Annotated in this window: 8 protein-coding genes; all 8 read left to right on the forward strand. The window is 39.8% G+C overall.

The features are described from left to right. Positions 1 to 36: 36 nt before the first annotated feature. Positions 37 to 5124 carry an LPXTG cell wall anchor domain-containing protein gene (locus IGJ19_RS05880; RefSeq protein ID WP_430604469.1) on the forward strand — a complete coding sequence of 1696 codons (5088 nt, stop codon included), beginning with the start codon at positions 37 to 39 and terminating at the stop codon, positions 5122 to 5124. 435 nt (positions 5125 to 5559) lie between these two features. Further along, positions 5560 to 7347 carry a DNA helicase RecQ gene (gene recQ / locus IGJ19_RS05885; RefSeq protein ID WP_071867120.1) on the forward strand — a complete coding sequence of 596 codons (1788 nt, stop codon included), beginning with the start codon at positions 5560 to 5562 and terminating at the stop codon, positions 7345 to 7347. Between the two features lie 88 nt (positions 7348 to 7435). After that, positions 7436 to 7738, forward strand: a complete 303-nt coding sequence (locus tag IGJ19_RS05890) for a YlaN family protein (RefSeq protein WP_010735661.1) — start codon at positions 7436 to 7438, stop codon at positions 7736 to 7738. A gap of 2 nt (positions 7739 to 7740) precedes the next feature. Then, positions 7741 to 8907: an FtsW/RodA/SpoVE family cell cycle protein gene (locus IGJ19_RS05895; RefSeq protein ID WP_071867119.1), complete on the forward strand. Its 1167-nt coding sequence runs from the start codon at positions 7741 to 7743 to the stop codon at positions 8905 to 8907. A gap of 21 nt (positions 8908 to 8928) precedes the next feature. Further along, entirely contained in the window at positions 8929 to 12357 is a 3429-nt protein-coding gene (locus IGJ19_RS05900) for a pyruvate carboxylase (protein ID WP_430604470.1), read from the forward strand. 17 nt (positions 12358 to 12374) lie between these two features. Beyond that, entirely contained in the window at positions 12375 to 13505 is a 1131-nt protein-coding gene (locus IGJ19_RS05905) for a CAP-associated domain-containing protein (RefSeq protein ID WP_074799700.1), read from the forward strand. After that, positions 13492 to 13923 carry a YlbF family regulator gene (locus tag IGJ19_RS05910; protein ID WP_071867161.1) on the forward strand — a complete coding sequence of 144 codons (432 nt, stop codon included), beginning with the start codon at positions 13492 to 13494 and terminating at the stop codon, positions 13921 to 13923. The genes IGJ19_RS05905 and IGJ19_RS05910 overlap by 14 nt, the downstream gene beginning before the upstream one ends. Continuing rightward, positions 13907 to 14248: a YlbG family protein gene (locus IGJ19_RS05915; protein WP_034689324.1), complete on the forward strand. Its 342-nt coding sequence runs from the start codon at positions 13907 to 13909 to the stop codon at positions 14246 to 14248. The genes IGJ19_RS05910 and IGJ19_RS05915 overlap by 17 nt, the downstream gene beginning before the upstream one ends. The last annotated feature ends 56 nt before the right edge of the window (positions 14249 to 14304 follow it).

Here is a 14304-nt window from a genome sequence, read left to right on the forward strand (position 1 = left end):
TCCTCCTGACGGGTAAGATCGAAGGAGGAACGTAAGGTGAGTATACGGAGAAAGATAATACATAGTGTTTTAGTGGGTGGTATGTTGTTAGGGAACTTGAATGGAGTGATTGTTCAAAGTGTATCGGCAGTTACTCAAAGAAACAATGAACAAGTAATTAGTAATAAAAAATCTCTAACTAACAATGTGATGGGAACGAAAGAAAATAATACGGTAAGTTCAAACAAAGCTAAAAAAGTAAATGAAAATAATTTGAATACAAGATATTCTGAAGAAGAAGTGAAAAAGATAATTGCAGAAGCTATAGATGATCGATTTGGTTATCTATATTCAGAAGCAATGAAATCCTTTGATCATAATTTTAAAATTGGTGAAGCAATTAAAGTAGAGGGAGATTATAGAACTTGGAATTTTCCAACTGAAGAGCCCTCAATACCTATTCCAGAAAGCTATTTAGTTGGTCAGATTTATTTAATAAACAGGATGACACTGAATCCGGAGTGGACTAGTGAAGGAATTACCAAAAGTGGTAATTGGCATGTCCGTTTTGAATTGAAAGATCGTGGGCAAACTCTTGATAATGCTGGAGCTACGATAACTATGACTAGATTAGCTAATAATCCAGTAAACGGAAATGAGATTCTTGAAAATGTTAGACTTGATCATTTATATTCACTTAGAAGTAATGGCTTTGGTATAGAATTATATAGAATGAATGGTAACGTTTCATTTCTATCTGCTGAACAAGCAATAGGTGATATTAAAGTAACAGTAAAAAATGGACCTCACAATTTAGATGAGGGACAAGACGTTGCAAATTTAAAATTGCTAGATTATCTAGATGTTAGCAATGCGAAAGGAACCGTTTCTGCTAGTTGGGTAGAAAAACCAGACACATCAAAAGTCGGCGAGCAAAAAGGGAAAGTCAAAGTTACTGATTCAGTCACTTCCAGAGAGACAATCGTTGATGTGCCATTCAATGTCAAACCTGGTCCATTACGAATGACAGCTAAATCAGGAAACTTTGAAGTTTATCAATATGATCGCTTACCAGATCCTAAAGACTATTTCGAGGTTCCAAATGCGAACGGAACTTATATCGTCGAATGGTTAAGCAATGTAAATACAAATGTTTCGGGAGTACAAAATTGGCAAGCAAAAGCTACTGCGGAAGATGGGCGAACTGCTGAAGCTTCTGTAACAATCAATGTCAAACCTCATGAAGGTCTGAAGGTCCAATTGAAACCCATTGAAGATCGAGTAATGGGGAATGAGTATCCATCCTTTGCTTCTAATTTTAAGGATTATATTGATTCTGTGACCATGAACGGTGTACCAGTTGCAGTCGATGATTTGGAGTTTGTTGAGGCAGAATCAAGTGAACCCAATTTCACATATACAGGCACGCAGCCAGTTAAGTTGACGGTACAAACACGGCATTCAAACAGTGGTGTGATGATCAAAGGAACCGGAGAAACGACCGTCAATGTTCTTTGGGGACATACGATTTATATGCGATCGGCAACCGGAGCTTCAGCGGGATCATTTTCTTTAAAAACGGATAATTCAGGAAATCCAACAGCCAAAATCGTTTTTGGTACAGGAATTCCTTCAGCAATGAATGTTGCAGTTGGACCTCTATCCTCACCATTTTCATTGTATTACTCATTTGAAGTTTTAAGAGGAAATACAGTTGTTTATAGTCAGGACGTCTCCAATCGTGCCACATTACAACAAATCATGGATCAATTTGGAAACACCTCATCAACGATCGATGTCCGTTACGATGATGTCATTAAGATCTATCATCCAGAACGAACGCCGAATAGTTCAGTCGTGATGATCGATGAAAAAGAAGAGGATTATACCTATGATTCTGAGTATGCATACTATAAGATCACACCGTATGGATTTGATCCGTTTCCGGTATTAGATGCAGAATCTTCGCAAAAAAGCTTTGTACTTGGAGAAAATACCTCTATGATTGAACCAGCCTCTTTATTGAAAAATGTAACCATCAATGGTCGTACAATCGATAGTAAGGATTATACCGTAGAAGCTCTTGTTGATTTTGATACTCATGCGATTGGTGCGAGAAAAATGAATCTAAATGTCACAACGAATGATGGTCTAGCAACGAAAGAATTCGAAGTCGATTATCAAGTCAAATGGGGTAGTACATTCGTATTGAAAGGCTTGGATAATGCAACCGTTGGAGCATTTAGTCTACTGAAAGAAAACGATCAATGGGCATTGCATGCTAGTCCAGGTGTAAGTGGGACGGACTTGAGTCAACCGGTCAATAATCATTTTGGACGAGACACCTACTATGGCATTGAAGTGATCGAAAATATTACCACCAAGTATCAATATAACGTACTAGGGAATCAATCGATTAGAGAAGGAATCGAAGGGTTCAATCAAGGAAAACCTTTGAATGTCAAACAAGGCGACGTCATCAAAGTGTATCATGCAGAACCAACAGGTAATAGTTTATTGATGCAAGATGAATTAGCAAAAGACTTTACGATGGGTTCAAATGATGCCTATTACGAAGTCACAGAACATGGGTTAGAACCGATCCTCGCGATTTCTACGGATACCAAACCACAAGAATTTAGCTTAGGTGATGATGCCACGGGGATTGATGGAACGCAACTGATCAATCAGGTAACGATCAACGGTACCGAGCTAACACCGGATCTATATACAGTGAAACAATTAGGAAACTTCGATACAACCACAGTCGGTCAAAAAGAACTTGCTATCCAATTTGACACGAAAGATGGGGTAGTATCAAAAGTCATCACAGTGCCTTATGAAGTGAAATGGGGCAGAACGATTGTGATGAAATCTAGCACTGGTGGTTCAGCAGGTGTTTTCTCACTGCAAACTACTAATACGACCAGACAATTGAAAATCCATCATGGGTTTGACTCGCCATTAGATGAGCGCTTAGGAAACGATCAAGACCTCTATTATTCAATTGAAGTCTTACGTGGCGAAAGAGTCCAGTATAGTCAAGAAGTCCCAGGTCGTGTCACGCTACAAGACGTCATCAACGGTTTTGGAACTAATGGTACTCAAGCTGTCACTGTCCAGTTAGATGATGTGATCAAAATTTATCACCCGCAAAAATCTCCTGGTAGCTCGGTACTGATGGTCGATGAACTAGAAGAGGACTTCACGTATGGTTCAGATTATGCGTATTACAAAGTAACGACTTATGGTTTTGAAGCAATGCCAGTCATGGAAGTCCATACAGCTAATAAAGCATTTTATCTCGCGCAAGATGTGACTACTGCAGCTGATGCTGAATTAATTGATCGTGTGACGATCAACGGCAAAACAGTTGATCCAGAGGAATACACAATCGAAAGACGTTCAGAAATCGATACGACGACGGTAGGAAATAAAAACGTCGCTATGCGTGTGAAAATGAACGATGGTTTAACTAGTGTACAAGTTGAACTTCCTTATCAAGTCAAATGGGGAAGTACATTTATTCTGAAAGGTGAAGAAAAAGAAGGGAAAAAAGGTATCGTCGGTTCTTTTAGTCTGCTTGATCAAAATGACCAGTTGGCTATCTATGCCACAAAAGGTGAAGATGAAACAGAACTTAATGCGCCAGTCAATTCTGCTTATGGTCGTAATGCCTATTATCGAATCGATATCCTAGCAGATCCTAAAAATAAAGCCAATAGTTTATTTCCCAATAACATCAAATATACTTATGAAGTGGCAGGTAATCAAACGGTTCGTCAAGCAATCGAAGGGTTCAATAATGGGCAATCATTACCTGTGGAAGAAGGAGACATTTTCCGTGTCTACCATGCAGAAACAGATAACCAGAACTTACTGATGTGGGATGATATCGTCAAAAACTATACAGCTGGGTTGAATTACGCTTATTATGAAGTCAAGAATGGAGAGTTTGAGCCAATTACGATGATCCACGCAGATGTTGCTAGTCAGGAACTTGTCTTAGGTGAAGATACCAGTGAAGTAGACGTGACAACGTTGATTGACAATGTTGCATTTAACGGACAGAGTTTGAACACAGAGCTTTATAAAGTAGAACAAACGGGAGCGTTTGATACGCATACGACAGGAGAAAAAACAGTAACGGTAAAAGTATCAACGGCAGATGGTGTTTCTTCGACTGACATCGAAGTGCCATATGAAGTGAAATGGGGCAGCACGATCCATTTAAAAAATCGTAAAGGTGAAACGGTTGGATCATTTGGACTACTTAAAAACAGCAAACAAATCGAGATCCAATCTGTCCAAGGAACCGATCAAACAGTGTTGAAGAATCGAGTGAATGAATACGATGACACCGAAGTATATTATGGAATCGAAATTCTCAACGAACGTAAGCAAAGCAAATATCAATACGAGGTTCGTGGTACACAAACGATCGAGCAAGCAATTTCACGTTTTAATACTGGTAAATCACTGGCGGTGACCCCAGGTGATATCGTGAAGGTTTATCACGTAGATACTAGTAACAATTTATTGATGGCAGAAGAGAACGAACGAAACTACACCTATGGCAGTAATTACGCTTATTATAAGGTAACAGATTATGGTTTTGAGCCTACGGGTGAGTTAACAGTTGAACCTGCTCAGCCTTCTTTTGCACAAGGCACTGCAAGAGTTGACCTGAAATCGTTAGTAAAAGAAGTTAAAGTCAATGGACGTGTAATACCTAAAAATGTCTATACTGTTTCTTTAGATGGGTCATCTGAAATCGATACAGAAACTATGGGAAGTCGCTTTGTTTCTCTCGATGTCAAAGTGGACCGTAGTTATGGGAGTTTATCTACTCGTACAGAATCTTCCTATGAAATCGTTGAACCTGGCCAAGAAACAACGCCAGGAGAAGAGGACGCTAGTGCAGAAGATGGTACTGGCACATCCAACGACCCAAATGCAGATGGAATTTCAGCAGAGACTGGTTTAGGTGAGGGTTCCGCAGCAGAAGGTGATGAGAGCAAATTGCCACAAACCAATCAAACCATCAATCGAGTACTGCCATATATTGGTGCATGTTTCTTACTAGTAGTAGGATTTGTTTTATGGAAACGAAAAATGTCTAAAAAATCGTTTGATAAACAGTAACCGATAGTTAAAATGACAACGAAGCAGTTGAAAGAGCGAAAGTGATAATTACTTTGGCATCCTTTCAACTGTTTTTTTATGATCACTAAAGGAGTCACGGACAAGAAATATAAAAATAAATCCTATGAGCAAAAAACAAAATTCTCATAATAGGAAGTCGATCATTAGCTGTGGAGAACTTAAAGAAACAAAAAATGAAAGCAAGAATGGCAAGATGAATTTTTTAAAGAACTTTTAAAAGACTCGAAATGCTCTATTTTTAGTTTCACAAACGGTATTTTGTTTCACGGAGTGAGACTTGCTCTTATGAGCAGACAGAAGTAGAATAGATAGTACATGTCAAATGAATCATTGGAGAAAATGCGTAATTAATAGTTAGATGAAAGAAGTAAAACTTGAAAGTGTAAAAACAAACAGAAATCGAGGAGGGCGCATGTGGAGCAGTTATTAAAAAAATATTTTGGATATGAGCTTTTCCGCCCAGGCCAAAAAGAAATCATTGAAAAAATTATGGCTCAAGAAGATGTCTTGGGTATCATGCCGACTGGAAGCGGAAAATCAATATGTTATCAGCTACCTGCGCTAGCCTTGGAAGGGTTGACGATCGTCGTTTCTCCCTTGATCTCTTTGATGAAAGATCAAGTGGATGCTGCGAATCAACTGGGGATCGCTGCTACGTTTATCAATAGTTCATTAGAAGGATATGAAGTGGCACAACGTTTTCGTTCATTAGATGAGGGAAAGTATCAATTGTTATATGTTGCACCAGAACGTTTTATTATGCCTGATTTTATCCAAGCGATGAATCGTTGGTCCGTTCGCTTGATTGCCATTGATGAAGCCCACTGTATCTCGCAATGGGGGCATGATTTTAGACCCAGTTATTTGCAGATGGCGAATATTTTAGAAGGTATTCCTCAGCGTCCGCCCATCGTGGCCTTGACAGCAACTGCTACTGTCCCTGTAGCAACAGATATCAAAAGACTTTTAAAAATCCCTGAAAAGAACCATATTCAAACTGGATTTGCACGAGAAAATCTAAGGTTGCAGGTTATCAAAGATCAAAAAAAAGAACAATATTTGGTCGAGTATTTAAAAGTGAATCAAAATCAATCAGGCATCATTTATGCCGCGACTAGAAAAGAAGTGGATCGACTTTATCAGTTGTTGGCGAAATTTGGTTTTTCCGTTGGCAGATACCACGGCGGTATTTCAGAAAGGGAACGGACGGAAATGCAAGAAGCTTTCCTCTATGATCGTATCCAACTATTAGTAGCAACCAACGCTTTTGGAATGGGAATCAATAAAAGTAATATTCGGTTTGTCATTCACTACCAAATACCAGGTTCATTAGAAGCATATTATCAGGAAGCTGGTCGTGCCGGAAGAGATGGCTTACCTAGTGAAGCCATTTTGCTATTTGCGCCACAAGATGTGCAAGTCCAAAAGTTTTTTGTTCAACAATCGCAACGTGAGGAAGCACAAAAACATAAGGAATACGACAAGATCCGAGCCATGACTGAATACGTCCATATCGAATCCTGTCTGCAACAATATATTCTTTCTTACTTTGGAGAAGCAAGCGAGCCTTGTCAGCGTTGTGGCAACTGTCTTGATGATCGTGAACTGGTCGATGTGACCACAGAAACGCAAATGGTTTTGTCTTGTTTGAAACGAATGGGTGAAAACTACGGAAAACAATTACTAATGAAAGTCCTTGCCGGATCAAAAGATCAGAAAATCAAACAGTTTCAGTTTGATCGATTGTCTACGTATGGTCTACTAAGGAATCTGTCACAAAAAAATATATTGCAGTTGATCGACTATCTGATTTCAAGTGGCTACTTACTTGCGGCTAGTGGTGAATACCCTGTTTTAAAAGTCAGCGATCTTGGGGTGCAAGTGCTTATGGGGAAAGTAACTGTACACAAAAAGGAACCCAAAAAAGTGCAACAATTGTCGCATGATGAAACAGATGGTCTATTTGAAGTATTACGCCAGTTACGGACCGATTTAGCTGCTGACGCGGGCGTTCCACCATACGTTGTTTTTTCAGATGCAACACTCAAAGAAATGAGTCGTAATCGTCCAAAAGACCGATTGGCACTTCTCCAAATCAAAGGGGTAGGACAAAGCAAGCTCGATAAGTATGGTGAAATGTTCTTGCAATCAATCCAAAATTTCCAAGAAAGCGCTACGCAAAGTGATAGTGAAAAAACATAAAAAAAAGCCTAGATAAATCTAGGTTCTTGCTCAGTTATTGCGTAAAATATGCTATAATGAATGAACTTAGAAATGGAGGGAAAGGCAAATGGATTCTCTTTCAAAAGAGACGGCACTTAATGTGTTGATTGATGAGGCAGATCGCATCAAGCGTTTGATCCAAAATCAAACAAACAGTCTTTGTATCTCACAATGTAAAGCCTTTGAAGAGGTAGTCGATACACAAATGTATGGATTTTCTCAACAAGTGAGTTTTGCAATACGTGTAGGGATCATTGAAAAAAAAGAAGGGCAACTGATGCTCAGTGAGTTAGAACGTCAATTGAATCACTTATACAATGAAGTTTACCGAGAAAATTATGATAAAAAAGAAAGTGGCAAGGGGGAATAAGCTTGCCGAATAAAGTAAAAAAAAGGCATCTGTTGGATTACAGTATTTTAATTCCATATTTGATTTTATGTATCATCGGATTGATCATGGTTTACAGTTCTACGTCATACTTGTTATTAGCAAATGGGAGCAATCCAGCGTCATCGGTCATCAATCAGAGTATTTTTTGGGTGCTTAGCTTGATCGTTATTGCACTCCTATACAAAATGAAAATCGGTGTATTGAAAAATCAGCGATTGATCATGGCGGCTATCGCAGTCTTGACGATTTTATTATTGATCGTCTTATTTTTTGGGGAAGAACGAAATGGGGCAAAAGGTTGGCTTGAGATTGCCGGATTTTCTATCCAGCCCGCCGAATACCTAAAAATCATTGCCATCTGGTATCTTTCCTTTACTTTGTCACAGAGACAAATGAGTGTGCAAAAAAACTTCATTGCAACGGTCAAACGACCTTTATTGTTAGTTCTTGCCTTGACTGTGTTAGTGGCAAGTCTACCCGATTTTGGGAATGCAACGGTTATTTTTTTGATCATCATCGTGTTACTCTTAGCTAGCGGCGTCAATTATTTTTACACCTTGATCGTTGGTGTCGGAGGAATCATTTTTAGTGTGATAACAATTTGGTTGATCAACGTGACCCAAGGGAAACTTTTCCCAGGTCGCTTACAATATATCTATCATCGTTTTGAGATTTTTCAAAACCCTTTTTCTGATGAATTGAATAACGGACACCAAATGGTGAATGGTTATTATGCGATGTTCAACGGTGGTCTATTCGGTCGCGGATTAGGGAATAGTATCCAGAAAAAAGGATTTCTACAAGAAGCGCAAACCGACTTTATCTATGCCATCGTAGTAGAAGAATTAGGCGTGATCATGGGTATTTTGATCTTAGCTTTATTGATGTTCATGATCGCCCGTATCATCTTAGTGGGGATCCGCTCAAAAGATCCATTCAATTCTTTGCTATGTATCGGAATCGGTTCGATGTTTCTGATCCAAGTATTTGTCAACCTTGGCGGGATCACTGGGATCATCCCACTGACAGGGATCACATTCCCATTCTTGAGTCAAGGTGGTTCGAGTTTACTGATGCTTTCGATCTGCGTAGGTTTCGTCCTGAATATCAGCGCAGATGAGAAACGTAAGAGTTTAGGTATTTACTAAAATTGACGTAGGAGTGATTCGATGAGAAAAGTTTTGGTAGCTAACAGAGGAGAAATTGCTGTACGGGTATTTCGTGCGTGTACAGAATTAGGAATCCAAACTGTAGGTGTCTATGCAGAAGAAGATGAATATTCCGTGCATCGCTTTAAAGCGGATGAGGCATATCTGGTTGGTAAAGGAAAAAGACCGATAGATGCGTATCTTGATATTGAAGGGATTCTTGAGATTGCTAAGGCTAGTGGAGCAGACGCAATCCATCCCGGCTACGGATTATTATCTGAGAACTTACACTTTGCTACACGTTGTAAAGAAGAAGGCATCACTTTTGTTGGGCCAGAACTACATCATCTTGATATTTTTGGTGACAAGATCAAAGCGAAAACAGCAGCCATCGAAGCTGGTATCGCATCGATCCCTGGGACAGATGGACCAGTAGAGTCAATTGAAGAAGTTTTATCATTTGCTGAACGTCATGGCTATCCAGTAATGATCAAAGCAGCACTAGGCGGTGGCGGTCGTGGGATGCGTGTAGCATATGACGAAAAAGGCGCTCGTGAAGGATATGAGCGTGCAAAAAGCGAAGCGAAAGCCGCATTTGGTAGTGATGAAGTCTATGTTGAAAAGTATATCGCTGATCCAAAACACATCGAGGTCCAGATCTTAGGGGATACCCATGGGAACATCATCCATCTATTTGAACGTGATTGTTCGGTCCAACGGCGTCATCAAAAAGTCGTAGAAGTCGCTCCTTGCGTTTCTATGAATGAGCAGCAACGTCAACGTATATGTGATGCCGCTGTCCAATTGATGAAGCATGTGGGATATGTCAATGCAGGAACAGTCGAATTTTTAGTGGAAAATGACGAATTTTATTTTATTGAAGTCAACCCACGTGTTCAAGTGGAACATACGATCACTGAGATGATCACGGATGTCGATATCGTGACGACGCAATTATTGATTGCACAAGGGAAAGATCTGCATAAAGAAATCGGATTGCCACAGCAAAGCGAAATAAAAATCAAAGGTTCAGCCATCCAATGTCGGATCACAACGGAAGACCCATTGAGTAACTTTCTACCAGATACTGGTAAGATCGATACGTATCGCTCACCAGGTGGAATGGGCGTCCGCTTAGATGTAGGGAATGCCTATGCAGGCTACATCGTTACCCCATATTTTGATTCGCTTTTAGTAAAAGTTTGTACACATGCGGCTGACTTTGCAACAGCTATCCAAAAAATGGAACGTTGTTTGAGAGAATTCCGTATCCGTGGAGTGAAAACAAATATTCCATTTATGTTGAATGTCATCTTGCATCCAGAATTTCAATCAGGACAAGCCAAAACGACGTTTATCGATAGTACCAATGAATTATTTGATTTCCCACGCTTACGTGACCGTGGAAATAAAACAATGAAATATATCGGAGAAATCACGGTAAATGGTTTTCCTGGTATCGAACGTGGTGAAAAACCATATTACGATGCACCACGTATGCCCAAAGAGCTGATCACTCGCCCAGATTACATCACAGCTAAAAATGTCTTAGACAAAGACGGTGCTTCCGCGTTAGTCGATTGGGTCAAACAACAAGAAAACGTGTTATTGACAGATACCACGTTTAGAGATGCCCATCAAAGCTTATTGGCAACTCGTGTGCGTACAAAAGATTTTAAAGAAATCGCGCGTTTGACTGGTGAAGGACTTCCAGAGTTGTTTTCAAGTGAAATGTGGGGTGGCGCGACGTTTGACGTCGCCTATCGTTTCTTGAATGAGGACCCATGGAAACGCCTGAGAAAGATTCGCTCATTGATGCCGAATACTTTATTGCAAATGCTCTTTAGAGGATCGAATGCTGTCGGTTACTCCAACTACCCAGACAATGTGATCGCTGAATTTATCAAAGAAGCAGCGACACAAGGGATCGATGTCTTCCGGATCTTTGACAGTCTGAACTGGGTACCGCAAATGGAAAAGAGTATCCAAGCCGTTCGTGATACAGGGAAAATTGCAGAAGCGACGATTTGCTACACAGGTGATATCAATGATTCAAGTCGTGCGAAATACAATGTGCAATATTACAAGGACATGGCAAAAGAGCTGGAACAGTTAGGCGCTCATATGATTGCCATCAAAGATATGGCAGGACTGTTGAAACCGCAAGCTGCTTATCGCTTGATCAGTGAATTGAAGGCGACAACGGATCTACCAATCCATTTACACACACATGATACGAGTGGCAATGGCATCATCACTTACTCAGCAGCAACCAAAGCGGGTGTCGATATTGTCGATGTAGCGATGAGTGCGATGAGTGGAAATACTAGCCAACCAAGTATGAGCAGTTTGTATTACGCTTTGGTCAATGGGCCACGTGTACCAGAAATCAATATTGAAAATGCGCAACAGTTGAATCACTACTGGGAAGATGTTCGCATGTATTACAAACCATTTGAGAATGGCTTGAATGCCCCTGAAACTGAAGTTTATATGCACGAGATGCCAGGTGGACAATACTCGAACTTACAACAACAAGCCAAAGCAGTTGGTTTAGGTCATCGTTGGGATGACATCAAAAAAATGTACCACACGGTGAACCTGATGTTTGGCGATATCGTCAAAGTCACGCCTTCTTCTAAAGTTGTAGGCGATATGGCTTTGTTCATGGTCCAAAATGAATTGAGCGAAGAAGACATTTATGAAAAAGGCGAGACCTTGAGTTTTCCGGAATCAGTCGTTACCTTCTTCCAAGGTGAATTAGGCCAACCAGTTGGCGGATTCCCAGAAAAACTCCAAAAGATCATTTTGAAAGGTCGTCCAGCAATCACTGAACGTCCAGGATTGTTCGCTGAAAAAGTGGACTTCGAAAAAGTCAAAGCAGAATTAGCTAAAAAGATCGGCTATGAACCAAAACAAGAAGAAGTCTTGAGTTACTTGATGTATCCACAAGTCTTCTTGGATTATCAAACCGCTTATAATCAATTTGGCGATGTCACATTACTGGATACACCGACTTTCTTCCAAGGGATTCGTTTAGGGGAAACGGTCAACGTTCAAATCGAAAAAGGCAAGATCCTGATCATTCGCTTAGACGAGATCGGTGAACCTGATATTGAAGGGAATCGTGTGTTATTCTTTAATTTGAACGGTCAACGAAGAGAAATCACCGTCAAAGATACGTCGATCGTCAGTGCGGTAAAAACTAGACGAAAAGCAGAACCAACAAATCGCGAACAAATCGGTGCGACGATGTCCGGTTCAGTTTTAGACGTCTTGGTGAAAAAAGGCGATACAGTCAAAAGAGGCGATACATTGATGGTCACTGAAGCAATGAAGATGGAAACAGCCATTGAAGCACCATTCGATGGAGAAATAGCACATCTCTATGTTGTTGCTGGCGACCCCATTTCCTCAGGAGATCTATTAATCGAAGTTACAGAAAAATAAGAAAGGAGAGGGAACATTTGAAACGACTAGGTCTATTTATAGCAACACTACTATTCGTCACGTCGGCTTTATATTTGGAGCCAGTAGTGTTCCCTCCCAAACTTGAAACATCCACGCAAGACCAACAACTGATAGGAAATCAAAATCAGGTAACGTCTTGGAAATACCAGGAGCTAAATGCGACTGGCTTTTCTACATATATTGGTCGATCAGTCACCGAATTAGAAGCAGAGATTGGTTCACCTAAAGATCGTTTGACGAGCGGATTCGGCTTTGAGATTAGATATTATCAAGATCCAATTCAACAAATCGTACTTGAAGCAAATATACAAAATGACCGAGTGGAGGCTATCAAAGTTTTAAATGCGAACGCAACTAGTTTGACCCCATTTGCCGTTGGCATGACTATGCAGGATCTGACAGAGATTACAACGATTTTTCCGAACTTCACATTCGAGTATGAAGAGACAGAAGTCGGAATCGAGTTAACTGAAGAAGACATGAATTATCGTCCCTTGATTGCTTTTGACAACGGTACATTTGCGATGCTTTTCTTTGATCAAGACACAGGTGGATTATTTTCAACAGTTTATTTAAACAAGAAAAGCTTATTGAAATTAATGCCTTACCAGGTCTTCGGAGAAGGATTGCCCCACTACGAAATGGAGAGTTCAGCAGACTGGGAAAGTATCAATCAGTCAAGAGAGCGTGTCATCACTCGAGTATTGACGAGATTACGCCAAGAAGCTGAACTGCCTGATTATCATTACTCTCCAGATTTTATGATCCAAACGAATGTACTGTTAACAGACTTTATCGACCAGCCAGAAGAATGGTTGGCAGAAAATCGTTTGGCAGAGTGGCAGATGGCAACACAGACTTCCCAAACGACAGTTAAATTTACGTTGTCAAATGATGAAATCAATCGCTTAGTGGAAAAACGACAATTAGATCAAACAACTGGAATTTTCATGCATCCAATCATTGATCCGACTTTTTCAGTTTTATTGTTATATACTGATCCTTATTATCATGATCGATTCTTGGAAAAAGAACCAACACAGTTAGGCGTTGCGTTTTCGAAAGAAAACATGTTAGTCTTAATGAAGGAAAAAGAGGAGACTAGTGAAAGCAGTGATAATCAATGAGGAGTTGTTTGAACTGGAGGACCAGTGTCATCAGCTTGTTCAAACGATTGTAACAAGTGAAATGATGGAACAATATCTCAAAACTAAAAAAGAGATGGAAACTTCTATCAACGTCAACCAGTTAAAAAATGATTTTATTGTAAGCAGACAAGCATTTGAAGAAATTTCACCTTATGGAAAGTACGTTCCAGAGTTTCGTGAAAAACAACGAACTGTACGACAAGCCAAAAGGCAGTTGGATCTAAATGAAGAAGTAGCTGCTTTTCGAATAAGTGAAACAGAATTACAAAAGATACTAGATTCCATTGGAAAACAACTTGCACATACGATTTCGACGGAGATCAAAATCAGTGCAGGTAGTCCATTTTTTGAAAAAAGTGAAGGGTGCGGAGGAAACTGCCATGGACATAGAAAATAAAGAATTTGAACAAACACATCGGCGAGGGTTAGTCGTGTGGGTATATAGTTTAAAACAATTGAAAAATCTTCGCAAATTTGGTTTAGTGCATTATGTCTCTCGTAAAATGAAGTATGTGATCATGTATTTAAATGAAGACAACTATGAACAAACGGAAGAAAGGATCAAGAAATTACATTTCGTACGAAATGTCGAACGTTCTTATCGACCAGATATCGAAATGAATTTTGCTGAAAAAATCGGTAAAAAGGCGGACACAAAAGAAGAAGGCTTCGAGATCGAAGAATTAAACACAAAGATCCGCTTAGCTGATCACGTTTTCTAGTAAAGAGAGTCTAGCGTTATAGTTAATAAAATCGACGAAAATGAAGAAAATGTGAT

Source organism: Enterococcus sp. DIV1368b (assembly GCF_050529595.1).
In the GTDB taxonomy this organism is placed as follows: Bacteria; Bacillota; Bacilli; order Lactobacillales; family Enterococcaceae; genus Enterococcus_B; species Enterococcus_B mundtii.

Excerpts from the sequence above, each read along its gene's own strand:
- IGJ19_RS05900 (WP_430604470.1), top strand. The coding sequence starts at position 8,929 with ATGAGAAAAGTTTTGGTAGCTAACAGAGGAGAAATTGCTGTACGGGTA.
- IGJ19_RS05915 (WP_034689324.1), top strand. The coding sequence starts at position 13,907 with ATGGACATAGAAAATAAAGAATTTGAACAAACACATCGGCGAGGGTTA.
- IGJ19_RS05890 (WP_010735661.1), top strand. The coding sequence starts at position 7,436 with ATGGATTCTCTTTCAAAAGAGACGGCACTTAATGTGTTGATTGATGAG.